Origin of the sequence: Agromyces sp. CF514, from assembly GCF_900113185.1 — a bacterium.
Classification (GTDB): Bacteria; Actinomycetota; Actinomycetes; order Actinomycetales; family Microbacteriaceae; genus Agromyces.
The window spans coordinates 586062-600679 of the sequence record NZ_FOZD01000002.1 but is presented as its reverse complement, the minus strand read 5'-3'; the positions used below and the strand labels follow the sequence as shown (position 1 = coordinate 600679).

Here is a 14618-nt window from a genome sequence, read left to right as displayed (position 1 = left end):
AGCCTACCGAGCGTCGGCGTAGGCGGTGCCCGCCCAGCGCGGTCCGAAGCCGCGCACCGTGACGACGCGGGGCTCGTCGGCGCCCAGGAGCTCGGCGTCGGAGTCGCTGCCTGCGCCGGTGCCGGCCTCCGTCACGGCCGCACCCTGCGGCCGCTCGATGTCGACCTCGAGCCACGACTCACTCACGTCGTCGACGAGGCCGGAGCCCCACTCGACGACCACGACCGAGCGCGCGAAGTCGAGGTCGAGGTCCTCGACGAGCTCGGCGCTGCCGAGTCGGTAGGCATCGACGTGCACGAGCGGCGCCCCGCCCACGAGGCTCGGATGGGTGCGGGCGAGCACGAAGGTCGGCGACTGCACGGGTCCGCGCACGCCGAGGCCGGCGCCGAGCCCGCGGGTCAGGGTCGTCTTGCCCGCGCCGAGCGGCCCGGAGAGCACGAGCAGGTCGCCGGCCGTCAGCCCGGCGCCGAGCTCGCGGCCGAACTCCTCCATGGCCGCGGCATCCGCGACCTCGATGCGCCTCATGCGCGCCCCGTGTAGGTGCGGGGCACGCGATGGCCGATGCGCGTGACGATCTCGTAGCCGATCGTGTCGGCGGCGTCGGCCCAGTCGTCGGCCGAGGGCGCACCCGTCTGCGGGTCGCCGAACAGCACGACCTCGTCGCCCACCGCGACCTCGGCGTCGCCGGCGTCGACCACGAACTGGTCCATCGCGATGCGTCCGACGATCGGCCGCCGTCGACCCGCGAGGAGCACCTCGGCGCGGCCCGACGCCTGACGCGGGATGCCGTCCGCATAGCCGAGCGGCACGAGGGCGAGGGTCGTGGGGCATTCGGCGCGCCACGTGTGGCTGTACGAGACGCCGACGCCCGCCTCGACGCGGCGCACCGCGGCGACGCACGCGCGCAGGGTCATCACGGGGCGCAGGCCGAGGTCGGCCGAGGTGGTGCCGTCGCCGTAGGGCGGGATGCCGTAGGTGCCGATGCCCGCTCGCACGAGGTCGAATCGCGAGGCGGGCATGCGCAGGGCTGCGGCCGTCGAGGCCAGGTGTCGCAGCTCGGGGTCGAGCCCGGCAGCGGATGCCGCGGCGAGCGCGTCGTCGAAGGCGGCGAGCTGCGCGCGGTCGGCGGCGTCGTCGGTGTTGGCGAGGTGGCTGAAGACGCCACGCACGCGGATGCGGCCCTGCGCCTCGAGGATCGCGGCGAACGCCACCGCCTCGACCCACTCCTCGGGGGGCACGCCGTTCCGGCTGAGCCCCGTGTCGATCTTCAGGTGCACCGAGGCGCGCCCGCCCGACGGGCCGTGGCCGCCCGCGGCATCCGAGATGCGTCGGAGCTGGTCGATCGACGACACGCCGAGGTCGACGTCGCCCGCGATCGCCTCGGCGAACGATGCGTCGGGTCCGTGCAGCCACGCGAGCACGGGCGCGGTGATGCCCGCGGCGCGCAGTTCGAAGGCCTCGTCGAGGTCGGCGACGCCGAGCCAGGTCGCGCCGCCGTCGAGGGCCGCGTGCGCGACCGGCACGGCGCCGTGGCCGTACGCGTTCGCCTTCACGACGGCCATGATCTCGGCAGGGGCGACCTGCGCGGCGAGCGTCGCGACGTTCGCGCGCACGGCGTCGAGGTCGACGACGGCCTCGCGGAAGGATGCGTTCGCGGCGTGCTCGTTCATGCGGCGGCTCCGCTCGACTCGAGGATCACGAAGGCGCTCGCGATGCCCGCGTCGTGGCTCATCGACAGGTGCACGCGGTCGATGCCGAGCGCGGCGACGTGATCGGCGAGGCCCCCGCTGAGCTCGAAGTCGGGGTTGCCCTCGGCGTCCTGGACGACCTTCATCTCGTGCCAGCGCACGACGGCGTGGCCGCCGAGCGCCTTGATGAGCGACTCCTTGGCCGCGAACCGGGCGGCCAGGGACCGCGCCGGCCTGCCGCGTTCGCTCTCGGCGAACAGGCGATCGACGAGCGCGGGGGTCCGCGCGATCGACCGCTCGAAGCGGACGATGTCGACCACGTCGATGCCGATGCCGACGATCACGCGAACACCCCCGACGTCACTCCACCGTCACCGACTTGGCGAGGTTGCGCGGCTGGTCGACGTCGAGGCCCTTCGCCTGCGAGAGCTCCATCGCGAACACCTGCAGTGGCACGACCGCGAGCAGCGGTTCGAACAGGGGCGCCGCGAGCGGGATCCGGATGACCTCGTCGGCGTACGGGAGCACCGCTGCGTCACCCTCTTCGGCGATCGCGATGACCCGGGCACCGCGCGCCCGGATCTCCTGGATGTTCGAGACGACCTTCGAGTGCAGGTTCGCCGAACCCCGCGGGCTCGGCACGATCACGAACACCGGCTGGCCCGGTTCGATCAGCGCGATGGGGCCGTGCTTCAACTCGCCCGCGGCGAAGCCCTCGGCGTGGATGTACGCGAGCTCCTTGAGCTTCAGCGCACCCTCCATCGCGATCGGATAGCCCACATGGCGACCGAGGAAGAGCACCGATCGCGTGTCGGCCATCCAGTGCGCGAGCTCGGCGACCCGCGCCGACTGGCCGAGCGCGGTCTCGAGCTTGGCCGGGACCGCCTGCAGCTCGCCCAGTGCCGCCGCGAGCACGTCGGACGGGATCGTGCCGCGCACGCGCGCCAGGTGCAGGCCGAAGAGGTAGAGCGCCGTGATCTGGGCGACGAACGCCTTGGTCGACGCGACCGCGACCTCGGGGCCGGCATGCGTGTACACGACCGCGTCGGACTCCCGCGGGATCGTCGCGCCCTGCGTGTTGCAGATCGAGATCGTGCGGGCGCCCTGCTCACGGGCGTACTTCACGGCCATGAGCGTGTCCATCGTCTCGCCCGACTGGCTGATCGAGAGCACGAGCGTGTCGTCGTCGATGACCGGCTCGCGGTAGCGGAACTCGTGGCTGAGCTCGACCTCGACCGGAACGCGCGCCCACTGCTCGATCGCGTACTTCGCGACCTGGCCCGCGTACGACGCGGTGCCGCACGCGATGATCGTGATGCGACGGATGCCGCGGAGCTCGTCGTCGCCGAACGACTCGAGCTCCGGAATGTGCACCTCGCCGTCGACGATGCGCCCGCGGACGGTGTTCGCGACCGCATCGGGCTGCTCGGCGACCTCCTTGCGCATGAACGAGGACCAGCCGCCCTTCTCGGCGGCCGAGGCGTCCCACGCGACGTCGAACGGCTCCACCTCGACGGGTGCGCCGTCGAAGTCGGTGACGACCACGTCGTCGGCCGTGATCGCGACGATCTGGTCCTGCCCGATCGCCACGGCGCGCTTCGTGTACTCGACGAAGGCCGCGACATCCGACCCGAAGAAGTTCTCGCCCTCGCCGAGGCCGATCACGAGCGGCGAGTTGCGGCGCGCGCCGACGACGAGACCGGGGGCGTCGCGATGCACGGCGAGCAGGGTGAACGCGCCCTCGAGGCGGTTCACGACGTGCCGGAACGCCTCGCGCAGGTCACCCGTGCGGTGCATCTCGCGGCCGAGCAGCACGGCGGCGACCTCGGTGTCGGTCTCGGACTCGAACGCGAAGCCCTCGTCGAGGAGCTCCTGCTTGAGCTCGGCGAAGTTCTCGATGATGCCGTTGTGGATGAGCGCGAGGCGCCCCTCGTCGCCGAGGTGCGGATGCGCGTTGCGGTCCGTCGGCCCCCCGTGGGTCGCCCACCGCGTGTGCCCGATGCCGGTGCGGCCCTCGTGCAGCGGGTGGGCGGCGAGCTCGTCGGCGAGCACCTGCAGCTTGCCGGCCCGCTTGGCCGTCTCGATCGCACCGTCGTCATCGACGACGGCCACTCCCGCCGAGTCGTAACCGCGATACTCGAGGCGCTTCAGGCCTCCCATGAGCACGTCGACGCTGTTGCGCTGCCCGACGTAGCCGACAATTCCACACATGGGCTCGATTCTACGTCGGGCCTGCTCAGCGGTCGCTCCACGAGCACGGCGAGCGGATGCCGCGGGCGGGCGCCCGAGGACGCGCCCCGAGCACCCCGCCACGGGGCGAGCGCACGCCGACAGTAGACTGTGCGGGTGCCGGATCCGCAGACCTCGTCGACTCCCATCGCGCAGATCTCGCCGTTCATGGAACTCCCCCGCGCCGACTGGTCCGCGCTCGCGCCGTCCGTGCCCGCCCCGCTCAGCGAGACCGAGATCGTGCAGCTCCGCGGGCTCGGCGAACCGCTCGACCTGCGCGAGATCTCCGAGGTCTACCTGCCCCTCAGCCGGTTGCTGAACCTCTACGTCGGCGGCACGAAGGCCCTGCGCAACGCGACCGGCGAGTTCCTGCGCGAACGCGTCGAGACCACGCCCTTCGTCATCGGCGTCGCCGGTTCGGTCGCGGTGGGCAAGTCGACCATCGCGCGCGTGCTGCGCGAGCTCCTGGCCCGTTGGGAGCACACGCCCCGCGTCGAGCTCATCACGACCGACGGGTTCCTGTTCCCGAACGCCGAGCTCGAGCGTCGCGGGCTCATGGCGCGCAAGGGCTTCCCCGAGTCGTACGACCGTCGCGCGCTGCTGCGCTTCGTCAGCGAGGTGAAGGCCGGCGCCCCCGAGGTGCGGGCCCCCTTCTACTCGCACCTGGCCTACGACATCGTGCCCGACGCGCAGATCACGGTGCGCCGACCCGATGTGCTCATCGTCGAGGGCCTCAACGTGCTCCAGCCCCCCGGGCCCGGCCACCGCCTCGCCGTGAGCGACCTCTTCGACTTCTCGATCTACGTCGACGCGCGCACGAGCGACATCGCGCGCTGGTACGAGGAGCGGTTCCTCAAGCTCCAGCGCGGCGCCTTCACGAACCCGCGCTCGTACTTCCACCGCTACGCGAGTCTCACCGAAGACGAGGCCCGCGCCCGCGCGAGCGAGATCTGGCGCAGCATCAACGAGCCCAACCTGCTCCAGAACGTGCGGCCCACCCGGTCGCGAGCCTCGCTCGTGCTCCGCAAGAGCGCCGACCACACCGTGTCGACCGTGCTGCTGCGCAAGCTCTGAGGCGAAGCCGCACGGCCGCACGCGGCATCCGGCGGTCGGGATGATCCGAATCGGATGCCGCGTGCGGCCGTCTCAGTGTGCGCGCGAGCGTGAGCCGATCGCCGCAGGCGTCAGCTCGAGAGCGCGAGGCGCGATTCGACGATCGCCGCGAGGGATGCCGCGTGGCGCTCGGCGTCGTCTTGGCTGAGGGCCTCGACCATGACGCGCACCATCGGCTCGGTGCCCGACGGGCGGAGCAGCACGCGGCCGGACTCGCCGAGCTCGGCCTCGGCGGCGGCCACGGCGGCGGCGATCTCGTCGTCGCCGGCGAGCGCGTGGTGGTCGACGCCGCGAACGTTCACGAGCACCTGGGGGTAGACGGTCATCACCGACGCGAGCTCCGCGAGGGTCTTTCCCGTGCGCGCCATCTCCGCGACGAGGTGCAACCCGGTGAGCACGCCGTCGCCGGTCGTCGCGAACTCGCTCATGATGACGTGGCCCGACTGCTCGCCGCCGAGCGCGAGGCCCTCGGCCGCGAGCGCCTCGAGCACGTACCGGTCGCCCACCTTGGTCTCGACGACGCGGATGCCGCGCTCGGCCATCGCCCGGCGCAGGCCGAGGTTCGACATGACCGTGACGACGAGCGTGTCGTCGGTGAGCGCACCGCGCTCGTGCATGGCCACGGCGAGGATCGCCATGATCATGTCGCCGTCGATGACGTTGCCGTCGGCGTCGACGGCGAGGCAGCGGTCGGCGTCGCCGTCGTGCGCGATGCCCAGGTCTGCGCCGTGCTCGAGCACGGCGGCGGCGAGGTGGTCGAGGTGCGTCGAGCCGACGCCGTCGTTGATGTTCAGGCCGTCGGGGTCGGCGCCGATCACGGTGACCTTGGCGCCCGCGTCGCGGAAGGTCTCGGGCGAGACGCCGGCCGCCGCGCCGTGGGCGCAGTCGAGCACGACGTGGATGCCGTCGAGACGATTCGGGAGCGTGCCGAGCAGGTGCACGACGTATCGGTCCTCGGCGTCGGCGAACCGACGGATCCGGCCGACACCGCCGCCGATGGGCGCGAGCTTCTGACGACCGAGATAGGACTCGATGCGGTCCTCGACCTCGTCGGGGAGCTTCGTGCCGCCGAACGAGAAGAACTTGATGCCGTTGTCGGGCGCCGGGTTGTGCGACGCCGAGATCATGACGCCGAAGTCGGCGTCGATCGAGTCGATGAGGAACGCCGTGGCGGGCGTCGGGATCACACCGGCGTCGAGGACGTCGACACCGGAGCTCGCGAGGCCGGCCGAGACGGCGGCGGTGAGGAACTCACCGGAGACGCGCGGATCGCGCGCGACCACCGCGACGGGTCGACGACCCGCTGCGCGGAGTTCATCGGCGTGCCGTCCCTGCGTGAGCACGGCGGCAGCCGCCTGGGCGAGGCCCAGGGCCAGGTCAGCCGTGAGTTCACGGTTGGCCAGGCCCCGGACCCCGTCGGTTCCGAAGAGCCGAGGCATCCAGGGTTCCGAAGCTTAGCGCTTCGAGAACTGGGGAGCCTTGCGGGCCTTCTTGAGACCGGCCTTCTTGCGCTCGATGACGCGGGCGTCACGGGTGAGGAAGCCGGCCTTCTTCAGGGTCGGGCGGTTGTTCTCGCGGTCGATCTCGTTGAGCGCACGCGCGATGGCGAGGCGCAGCGCGCCGGCCTGGCCCGAGGGGCCGCCGCCGGTGATCTTGCCGATCACGTCGTACGAGCCGGTGAGCTCGAGCACGGTGAACGGGTCGGTGATGAGCTGCTGGTGCAGCTTGTTCGGGAAGTAGTCCGCGAACGCGCGGCCGTTGACCTTGATGTCGCCGTTGCCGGGAACGACGCGCACGCGGGCGATGGCCTGCTTGCGACGGCCGACGGCTGCGCCGGACACGTTGAGGACGGCACGGGGGGTCGTGGGAGCTGCCGCGGGGGCGCTCTCGGTGGTGTAGCTCTCCGGAGCCGCGTCGAGCTGGTCTGCGATCTTCGCCATGGTGGTGTGAATCCTTTTCGAGAACGTCGAGGGTGCCGGAATTACTGGGCGACCTGGGTGAGGGTGTACGGCTTGGGCTGCTGAGCCGCGTGCGGGTGCTCCGAGCCTGCGTAGACCTTCAGCTTCTTGAGCTGGGCGCGGCCGAGCGAGTTCTTCGGGAGCATGCCGCGGATCGCCTTCTCGACGGCGCGGACGGGGTTCTTCTCGAGGAGCTCGGCGTAGCCGACCGCCTTGAGTCCGCCCGGGTAGCCCGAGTGGCGGTACGCCTTCTTCTGGAGGAGCTTCTGGCCGGTGAGGGCCACCTTCTCGGCGTTGACGATGATGACGAAGTCACCGGTGTCCATGTGGTTCGCGAAGGTCGGCTTGTGCTTGCCGCGCAGCAGGGCTGCGGTGTGGCTCGCAAGGCGGCCGAGAACGATGTCGGTGGCGTCGATGATGACCCAGTCGCGCTGGATCTCGTTCGCCTTGGGGGTGTAGGTGCGCGTCACTGTCGTGCTGCTTTCTGATCGAGTGAGGGGTTCGTGAATCCCACTCCGTGGGTGTTCGACCGCGATGCGGACGAGCCGCCCGGTGGAGGGCTCAACTTCGGGTGCCGGCGCAGATGGCGGCACCAAAGAGTCAGCCTAGCCGATGACCCCTTCGACATGCAATTCGCGCCGTGCCCGCGTCTGCATCGCGCGAGCCTCGAGCTCATCGTCGGCCGGGTAGCCGACCTCGGTCAGCACGAGTCCCTTCGCAGGCATCACCTTGAATGCGCTCGTCCGCTCGGCGGCGCGCAGCAGCGCCAGCGGATCGGATGCCTCGAGCCGCCCCTCGCCGACCGCCACGCATGCTCCGACGAGCCCGCGCACCATCGAGTGGCAGAACGCGTCGGCCTGCAGCGAGGCCACGAGCACGCCGTCGGCCCGCCTGCGCCAGCCGTAGTGCTGGAGCGTGCGGATCGTCGTGGCCTCCTCGCGCGGCCTGCAGTACGTCGCGAAGTCGTGGAGGCCGAGCAGCGAACCGGCCGCGGCATCCATCGCCTCGACGTCGAGCACCCGCGGATGGGCGACGGTCGACCGCCTGACGAGCGGATCGCGCGAGGCCTCCGAATCGGCCACGGTGTACTCGTAGCGCCGCCAGACGGCCGAGAAGCGAGCGTCGAACCCGGCGGGAGCGACGTCCGCCCACGTGATCACGACGTCGGCATCGGCGCCGATGATGCCCGTGAGACGGCGCGCGAGCACCCCGGCAGGCGTCGACGATTCGCCCGCATGGCCGCGACGGCCCTTCGTCACCGAACTGAGCGCGGCCTCGGGCACGTCGAGATGGGCGACCTGGCCGCGAGCGTGCACGCCGGCGTCGGTGCGCCCGGCCACGGTGAGCCGCGGGGCGACTCCCGTTCGCCGGAACAGCGTCGAGAGGGCCTCCTCGATGACGCCCTGCACCGTGCGCAGCGACGGCTGTCGGCTCCAGCCGCTGAAGTCGGTGCCGTCGTAGGCGATGCCGAGACGGATGCGCACGACGGAGTCCGCAGTCGCGCCCTCCGCGACCGCGGGCGCCTGCTCGTCGTCACGGGTCATGCCGACCAGCCTAGAACGAGCCACGAGCCCGTCCATGCCGCCGACGGCCGCTTGCGCCCCGCACTGGGGACAGCGAAAGGCCCCGGTGCGGGTGCACCGGGGCCTTCCGAACAGCAGCGTCGACTACTTGGCGTCGGCGGACTCCTCGGCGGGAGCCTCGTCAGCGACCTCGACCTCGGCGGCCTCGACCTCAGCGGTCTCCTCGACCTCGGCGACCTCGACGGTCTCCTCGGCCACGGGGGCCTCTTCGGCGACCGGCGCAGCGGCGGCCGGCTTCGCGGCGCGCACCTTCGGGGTCACGGGCTCGAGGACGAGCTCGATGACCGCCATGGGCGCGTTGTCGCCCTTGCGGTTGCCGATCTTCGTGATGCGGGTGTACCCGCCCTCACGGTCGGCGACCTGGGGAGCGATGACCGTGAACAGCTCGTGGACGACGGCCTTGTCGCCGATCACGGCGAGCACGCGACGACGGGCGTGCAGGTCGCCGCGCTTGGCGAACGTGATGAGACGCTCGGCGAGCGGACGAAGGCGCTTCGCCTTGGTCTCGGTCGTGGTGATCGACTTGTGCGTGTACAGCGCAGCTGCGAGGTTCGCAAGCATGAGCCGCTCGTGCGAGGGTCCGCCTCCGAGACGGGGGCCCTTGGTGGGCTTCGGCATGGTTCGTTATCTCCAGTAGTGGGGGTTCAGTGCGGCGGGCGCGGAGGACTAGTTCTCTTCTTCGAAGCCCGTGTAGAAGTGGGCGCCGTCGAAACCGGGAACGGAGTCCTTCAGCGAAAGACCCATCTCGGTGAGCTTGTCCTTGACCTCATCCACCGACTTCTGACCGAAGTTGCGGATGTTCATGAGCTGCGACTCCGAGAGGGCGACGAGCTCGGACACGGTGTTGATGCCCTCGCGCTTGAGGCAGTTGTAGCTGCGCACCGAGAGGTCGAGGTCCTCGATCGGGATCGAGAGCTCGCTCGAGAGCACGGCGTCGACCGGCGCGGGGCCGATCTCGATGCCTTCCGCCGCCACGTTGAGCTCGCGGGCGAGGCCGAACAGCTCGGTGAGCGTACGGCCGGCCGACGCGATGGCGTCACGCGGGCTGATGGCGGGCTTGGACTCGACATCGACCACGAGGCGGTCGAAGTCGGTGCGCTCGCCGGCACGGGTGGCCTCGACGCGGTAGGTGACCTTGAGCACCGGCGAGTAGATCGAGTCGACCGGGATCTGGCCGGCCTCGGAGTACTCGTTGCGGTTCTGGCTGGCCGAGACGTAGCCGCGGCCGCGCTCGATGGTCAGCTCGAGCTCGAACTTCGCCGACTCGTTGAGCGTGGCGATGACGAGCTCGGGGTTGTGCACCTCGACGCCGGCCGGAGCGGAGATGTCCGCCGCGGTGACCTCGCCGGCACCCTGCTTGCGCAGGTAGGCCGTGATGGGCTCGTCGTGCTCGCTCGAGACGACCAGGTTCTTGATGTTCAGGATGATCTCGGTGACGTCTTCACGCACACCGGGAACGGTCGAGAACTCGTGCAGCACGCCGTCGATGCGGATGCTGGTGACGGCCGCGCCGGGGATGGACGAGAGGAGCGTACGCCGGAGCGAGTTGCCCAGGGTGTAACCGAAGCCCGGCTCGAGGGGCTCGATCACGAAACGCGAACGGAACTCCGAGATGTTCTCTTCGGTGAGCGTCGGACGCTGTGCGATCAGCACTGTGGATTCCTTTCGGCAGGGTGTCCGCTATATGACACCTGCGAGTTCGAGGATCTTGAGTTGTGAGAGAACTGGTCCGCCGGCCGGGCAGGGCGCCCACGCCGTATCGGGACTCGCGGATGCCGCGGGGTCCGACACGGGCGCGATGCGCCCTGCTCGACCGACGAGGAGTGCTTAGACGCGGCGGCGCTTCGGCGGGCGGCAGCCGTTGTGAGCCTGCGGCGTCACGTCGTTGATGCTGCCGACCTCGAGGCCCGCGGCCTGGAGCGAGCGGATCGCGGTCTCACGGCCCGAGCCGGGGCCCTTGACGAAGACGTCGACCTTCTTCATGCCGTGCTCCTGCGCCTGGCGGGCGGCCGACTCGGCGGCCAGCTGCGCGGCGAACGGGGTCGACTTGCGCGAGCCCTTGAAGCCGACGCCACCGGAGGAGGCCCAGCTGATCACGGCACCGTTGGTGTCGGTGATCGAGACGATCGTGTTGTTGAACGTCGACTTGATGTGGGCCTGGCCCACGGCGATGTTCTTCTTTTCCTTCTTGCGCGGCTTGCGAGTAGCCGCCTTGGATGCTGCCATGTGTGAAATCTCCTAGATCTGGCGACGAGCGGTTACTTGCGGCCGGGCTTCTTCTTGCCGGCGACGGTGCGCTTCGGGCCCTTGCGGGTACGAGCGTTGGTCTTGGTGCGCTGACCGCGGACCGGGAGGCCGCGACGGTGGCGGATGCCCTCGTACGAGCCGATCTCGACCTTGCGGCGGATGTCGGCGGCGACCTCGCGGCGGAGGTCGCCCTCAACCTTGTAGTTGCCCTCGATGTAGTCGCGCAGCGCGACGAGCTGGTCGTCGCTGAGGTCCTTGACGCGGATGTTCCCGTCGATACCGGTCTCCGCGAGCGTCTCGAGCGCGCGCGTGCGGCCGACGCCGTAGATGTAGGTGAGTGCGATCTCCACGCGCTTCTCGCGCGGGATGTCGACTCCTGCAAGACGTGCCATGTTCGGCTTCTCCTGTGTTCGAGTGGAGGTGTGGAGCAACACCGGTGCCCGGGCCTCCGCCCCGAGGTGTCCCCGCGGCATCCGGAGATGCCTCGGTTCTGGTGTTGCCGAATGCAGTGTTCAGTTATGGGGAGCGAGCCGGTCCCGAGGGTCGGCTCGAAGTCTTCTGACTAGCCCTGGCGCTGCTTGTGGCGCGGGTTCTCGCAGATCACCATGACGTTGCCGTGGCGGCGGATGACCTTGCACTTGTCGCAGATGGGCTTGACGGAGGGGTTGACCTTCATGAGTGGTTCCTTGATTTCGCTGTCTTCGTGCCCGTGGGGTGCCTCGGGCCGTTACTTTCCAGCAGGCTTACTTGTAGCGGTAGACGATGCGTCCGCGCGTCAGGTCGTAGGGGCTCAACTCCACGATCACGCGGTCCTCGGGGAGGATTCGGATGTAGTGCTGACGCATCTTGCCTGAGATGTGTGCGAGAACCTTGTGCCCGTTCGTGAGCTCAACCCGGAACATCGCGTTCGGGAGAGCCTCGATGACCGAGCCCTCGATCTCGATGACGCCGTCTTTCTTGGCCATAGCCTCACTATCGCTTGGAGTTTTGGATGCTGGTCGTGCGATGATGCTCGGAATGGCCCGGTCCGCTCGACGGGACGTCGGGCATGCCAAGGCGCACGTGCAGAGCACCAAGGGTCAACATTACGTCATTCCGCGTGATTAAGCGAACCGAGCTCGGCCCCCGCCCGAAGTGCGTCCGCGGCGGCCCGCACAGCCGCCCTCGCCTCGGCCGCACCGTCGGCCGCGAGTGCCGTGCGAGCGAGGCTCGCGACATCCGCTCGATCGAATTCGAGCAACGACGCACGCACGTCGGCGATGGCCGACGGCGACATCGAGAGCGACGTCGCGCCGAGCCCGACGAGCACGAGCGCCAGCAGCGGATCCGCGGCGGCCTCGCCGCAGATGCCGACGGGTCGGCCGGCCTTCGCGCCCGCATCGCCGACCTCGCCGATCAGCCTCAGCACCGCGGGATGCCACGGGTCCTGCAGTGACGCCACCGAACCGAGCAGCCGGTCGGCGGCCATCGTGTACTGCGTCAGGTCGTTCGTGCCGATCGAGGCGAAGTCGGCGATGGCGAGCACGCGATCGGCGATCAGCGCGGCCGAGGGCGTCTCGACCATGACGCCGGCCACGCCGACGCCGAGTTCGCGCGCGAGCCCGACGAAGAACCCGGTCTCCTCGACGGTCGCGATCATGGGCGCCATGACCTGGAGCTCGGCCTCGGTCTCGGCGTCCGCCTGGGCGAGCGCGGTCAGTTGGTCGCGCAGCACCGCCTCGGCGACCCGGAGCGCGCGGATGCCCCTGAGCCCGAGCGCCGGGTTCGGCTCGACGTCGTCGTTCACGAACGCCAGCGGCTTGTCGGCGCCCGCGTCGAGCACCCGCACGACGACCTTGCGCCCCGGGAACGCGGAGAGCAGGCGCACGTACTCGGATCGCTGCTCGTCGACGGTCGGCGCCCGGTCGGCGTCGAGGAAGAGGAACTCGGTGCGGAACAGGCCGACGCCCTCGGCGCCGAGTCGCACCGCCTCGGCTGCGCCGTCTGCAGACCCGAGGTTCGCGAGCAACGGCACCGGCGTGCCGTCGGACAGGCGCCCCGGCTCGATGGGCGCTTCGGCGCGTGCGGCACGGGCCCCGATGCGCCGCTCGGCCTCGGCGAGCTCCTCGGGGTCGGGAGAGGCGATGACGGTGTCGGAGCCGGCGTCGACCACGACGAGGTCGCCGTCGGAGAGGCTGAGCGCCTGGGCCACGCCGACGACGGCGACGATCGACTTCTCCCTCGCGAGGATCGCCGTGTGCGAGGTCGGCCCGCCCTCGGCGGTCACGAGCGCCTGCACCTGCTCGAGGTCGAGGGTCGCGGTGTCGGCCGGCGAGAGATCGCGTGCGACGAGCACGAACGGATGCCCCGGGGCCGGCACCCCCGGCGCCTGCACGCCTGCCAGGTGGGCGCGCACGCGCTGCGACACGTCGTCGAGATCGGCAGCGCGCTCGGCGAGGTAACCGCCCATGCCGGCGAGCATGTCGCGATACCCGACGAACGCGTCGAAGACGGCGCGCTCGGCCGTCGACCCGCTGCGCACACGGGTCTCGACCTCGGTCGCGAGCGAGGGATCGGCAGCCATGAGCGCGTGCGCCTCGAGCACGTCCTTCGCCGCGCCGCCGGCTTCGCGGCCGCGCTCGGCGAGATCGGCCGCGGTCGCGGCGAGCGATGTCCGAGCCCGCTCGAGCTCCGCCTCGGGGGTGAGCCCGCTCGGCCGGTCGGGCGGCTCCGGCAGCGGATCCGACATGCGCACCACCGTGCCGACCGCGATGCCGCCCCCGACCCCGGTTCCCCTGAGCTGCATGCCCCGCTCCTCCCCGTCACGGTCGACCGGCGCTGCACCAGCTCCGGTGACTCCCCGCCTTTCACCCTACCCAGCGCGGCCGCGACAGGCGATGCCGTCGGGGGCGGTTTCCGTGGCGGTCGCGGTGCTGGCGACGGGCTGGCGAGGGCCTCGAAGCATCTCAGCGGATGCCGCGGCGCGGGGTCACGGGATCGGTACGGGCACGACGCCGAACGGCGCCAGACCGGCGGCGCCGCCGTCTTCGGCGGTCAGGACCCAGACGCCTTCGTCGTGGACGGCGACGGAATGCTCCCAGTGCGCGGAGTTGGCGCCGTCGGCGGTCGTGACGGTCCAGCCGTCATCGCGCACGAAGGTCTCGATCGATCCGGCGACGACCATCGGCTCGATCGCCACGACCAGCCCGGGGCGCACGGCCGGACCGCGCCGGTCGACCCGGTAGTTGAAGACCGGGGGCTCCTCGTGCATCGACCGGCCGATGCCGTGACCGACGTAGTCCGTGAGGATGCCGTACTCCCCCGCGTCCTCGACGTACTCCTCGATCGCGTCGCCGACCTCGTTGAGCCGACGTGCTCCGGCCAACGCGGCGATGCCGCACCAGAGCGATCCCTCGGTGACCTGGCTGAGCCTGGCGCGTGCCGCGACGACGTCGGGTCTCGCCGGGTCGGGGATCACGACGGTGAACGCCGCATCGCCGTTCCAGCCGTCGAGCTCTGCACCGCCGTCGACCGACACGATCGCACCCGGCCGGAACGGCCGGTCGGTCGGGATGCCGTGCACGACGTCGTCGTCGACCGACACGCAGAGCGTGTGACGGTAGCCCGGCTCGAGCTTGAAGTTCGGGCGCCCGCCGAGGTCCGCGATCACGCGCTCAGCTGCGGAGTCGAGCTCGAGTCCGCTCGCGCCGGGCACGATGAGGCGGCGCGCCTCGGCCAGGGCCGCGGCGGTCGCCGCTCCGGCCGGACGCATCGCCCGGAGTTCCTGCGCGGACTTGTAGATCGAACGCCGGAACACGCCG

At 70.7% G+C, this 14618-nt stretch carries 17 protein-coding genes; 1 reads left to right on the top strand and 16 read right to left on the bottom strand.

What is annotated here, in order from left to right:
- Positions 1-3 precede the first annotated feature (3 nt).
- From tsaE to glmS, 4 genes are read right to left on the bottom strand one after another with little or no spacing between them, the layout of a single operon-like run.
- On the bottom strand, positions 4-525 hold the full coding sequence (gene tsaE, locus BM342_RS15590) for a tRNA (adenosine(37)-N6)-threonylcarbamoyltransferase complex ATPase subunit type 1 TsaE (protein ID WP_092967769.1): 522 nt from the start codon (positions 523-525) through the stop codon (positions 4-6).
- Positions 522-1670: an alanine racemase gene (gene alr, locus BM342_RS15585; protein WP_092967768.1), complete on the bottom strand. Its 1149-nt coding sequence runs from the start codon at positions 1668-1670 to the stop codon at positions 522-524. The genes tsaE and alr overlap by 4 nt, the downstream gene beginning before the upstream one ends.
- Positions 1667-2032, bottom strand: a complete 366-nt coding sequence (locus BM342_RS15580) for a holo-ACP synthase (protein WP_092967766.1) — start codon at positions 2030-2032, stop codon at positions 1667-1669. The genes alr and BM342_RS15580 overlap by 4 nt, the downstream gene beginning before the upstream one ends.
- 16 nt (positions 2033-2048) lie before the next feature.
- Positions 2049-3899, bottom strand: coding sequence for a glutamine--fructose-6-phosphate transaminase (isomerizing) (glmS, locus tag BM342_RS15575; RefSeq protein WP_092967764.1), 1851 nt, complete (start codon positions 3897-3899; stop codon positions 2049-2051).
- 186 nt (positions 3900-4085) lie between these two features.
- On the opposite strand from glmS, the gene coaA reads away from it, so the two are divergent.
- A complete protein-coding gene (coaA, locus tag BM342_RS15570; protein ID WP_218154964.1) occupies positions 4086-4991 on the top strand; it encodes a type I pantothenate kinase in 906 nt (301 codons plus the stop codon).
- A gap of 110 nt (positions 4992-5101) precedes the next feature.
- Here the strand turns inward: coaA and glmM are convergent, their stop codons facing one another.
- The 12 genes from glmM to map form a co-directional block, all read right to left on the bottom strand.
- Complete coding sequence (glmM, locus tag BM342_RS15565; protein WP_092967762.1) at positions 5102-6469, bottom strand: phosphoglucosamine mutase; 1368 nt, start codon at positions 6467-6469, stop codon at positions 5102-5104.
- A 15-nt stretch (positions 6470-6484) separates the two neighbouring features.
- The gene (gene rpsI, locus BM342_RS15560; RefSeq protein ID WP_092967760.1) at positions 6485-6970 is read right to left on the bottom strand and encodes a 30S ribosomal protein S9; all 486 of its coding nucleotides are present in this window, start codon (positions 6968-6970) and stop codon (positions 6485-6487) included.
- Between the two features lie 41 nt (positions 6971-7011).
- Positions 7012-7458, bottom strand: a complete 447-nt coding sequence (gene rplM, locus BM342_RS15555) for a 50S ribosomal protein L13 (protein WP_092967758.1) — start codon at positions 7456-7458, stop codon at positions 7012-7014.
- A 135-nt stretch (positions 7459-7593) separates the two neighbouring features.
- Entirely contained in the window at positions 7594-8532 is a 939-nt protein-coding gene (locus BM342_RS15550; RefSeq protein ID WP_092967756.1) for a tRNA pseudouridine synthase A, read from the bottom strand.
- A 123-nt stretch (positions 8533-8655) separates the two neighbouring features.
- Positions 8656-9189, bottom strand: coding sequence for a 50S ribosomal protein L17 (rplQ, locus tag BM342_RS15545; protein ID WP_092967754.1), 534 nt, complete (start codon positions 9187-9189; stop codon positions 8656-8658).
- 48 nt (positions 9190-9237) lie between these two features.
- Complete coding sequence (locus BM342_RS15540; protein WP_055860115.1) at positions 9238-10224, bottom strand: DNA-directed RNA polymerase subunit alpha; 987 nt, start codon at positions 10222-10224, stop codon at positions 9238-9240.
- 174 nt (positions 10225-10398) lie between these two features.
- Positions 10399-10797, bottom strand: coding sequence for a 30S ribosomal protein S11 (rpsK, locus tag BM342_RS15535; RefSeq protein WP_055860122.1), 399 nt, complete (start codon positions 10795-10797; stop codon positions 10399-10401).
- A 32-nt stretch (positions 10798-10829) separates the two neighbouring features.
- The gene (gene rpsM, locus BM342_RS15530; RefSeq protein ID WP_055860129.1) at positions 10830-11210 is read right to left on the bottom strand and encodes a 30S ribosomal protein S13; all 381 of its coding nucleotides are present in this window, start codon (positions 11208-11210) and stop codon (positions 10830-10832) included.
- Positions 11211-11380: 170 nt separating this feature from the next.
- Positions 11381-11494 carry a 50S ribosomal protein L36 gene (gene rpmJ / locus BM342_RS15525; protein WP_047561540.1) on the bottom strand — a complete coding sequence of 38 codons (114 nt, stop codon included), beginning with the start codon at positions 11492-11494 and terminating at the stop codon, positions 11381-11383.
- 67 nt (positions 11495-11561) lie between these two features.
- A complete protein-coding gene (infA, locus tag BM342_RS15520) occupies positions 11562-11783 on the bottom strand; it encodes a translation initiation factor IF-1 (RefSeq protein WP_011186713.1) in 222 nt (73 codons plus the stop codon).
- A 125-nt stretch (positions 11784-11908) separates the two neighbouring features.
- Complete coding sequence (gene ptsP, locus BM342_RS15515; protein ID WP_092967752.1) at positions 11909-13603, bottom strand: phosphoenolpyruvate--protein phosphotransferase; 1695 nt, start codon at positions 13601-13603, stop codon at positions 11909-11911.
- A gap of 183 nt (positions 13604-13786) precedes the next feature.
- Positions 13787-14614 carry a type I methionyl aminopeptidase gene (map, locus tag BM342_RS15510; protein ID WP_092967750.1) on the bottom strand — a complete coding sequence of 276 codons (828 nt, stop codon included), beginning with the start codon at positions 14612-14614 and terminating at the stop codon, positions 13787-13789.
- Positions 14615-14618 lie beyond the last annotated feature (4 nt).

What these genes read in the sequence shown, in the direction of transcription:
- tsaE (WP_092967769.1), bottom strand. Translation starts at nt 525, where the DNA reads ATGAGGCGCATCGAGGTCGCGGATGCCGCGGCCATGGAGGAGTTCGGC.
- glmS (WP_092967764.1), bottom strand. Translation starts at nt 3,899, where the DNA reads ATGTGTGGAATTGTCGGCTACGTCGGGCAGCGCAACAGCGTCGACGTG.
- coaA (WP_218154964.1), top strand. Translation starts at nt 4,086, where the DNA reads ATGGAACTCCCCCGCGCCGACTGGTCCGCGCTCGCGCCGTCCGTGCCC.
- BM342_RS15550 (WP_092967756.1), bottom strand. Translation starts at nt 8,532, where the DNA reads ATGACCCGTGACGACGAGCAGGCGCCCGCGGTCGCGGAGGGCGCGACT.
- rpsM (WP_055860129.1), bottom strand. Translation starts at nt 11,210, where the DNA reads ATGGCACGTCTTGCAGGAGTCGACATCCCGCGCGAGAAGCGCGTGGAG.
- rpmJ (WP_047561540.1), bottom strand. Translation starts at nt 11,494, where the DNA reads ATGAAGGTCAACCCCTCCGTCAAGCCCATCTGCGACAAGTGCAAGGTC.
- rpsK (WP_055860122.1), bottom strand. Translation starts at nt 10,797, where the DNA reads ATGGCAGCATCCAAGGCGGCTACTCGCAAGCCGCGCAAGAAGGAAAAG.
- infA (WP_011186713.1), bottom strand. Translation starts at nt 11,783, where the DNA reads ATGGCCAAGAAAGACGGCGTCATCGAGATCGAGGGCTCGGTCATCGAG.
- alr (WP_092967768.1), bottom strand. Translation starts at nt 1,670, where the DNA reads ATGAACGAGCACGCCGCGAACGCATCCTTCCGCGAGGCCGTCGTCGAC.
- rplQ (WP_092967754.1), bottom strand. Translation starts at nt 9,189, where the DNA reads ATGCCGAAGCCCACCAAGGGCCCCCGTCTCGGAGGCGGACCCTCGCAC.
- ptsP (WP_092967752.1), bottom strand. Translation starts at nt 13,603, where the DNA reads ATGCAGCTCAGGGGAACCGGGGTCGGGGGCGGCATCGCGGTCGGCACG.
- rpsI (WP_092967760.1), bottom strand. Translation starts at nt 6,970, where the DNA reads ATGGCGAAGATCGCAGACCAGCTCGACGCGGCTCCGGAGAGCTACACC.
- glmM (WP_092967762.1), bottom strand. Translation starts at nt 6,469, where the DNA reads ATGCCTCGGCTCTTCGGAACCGACGGGGTCCGGGGCCTGGCCAACCGT.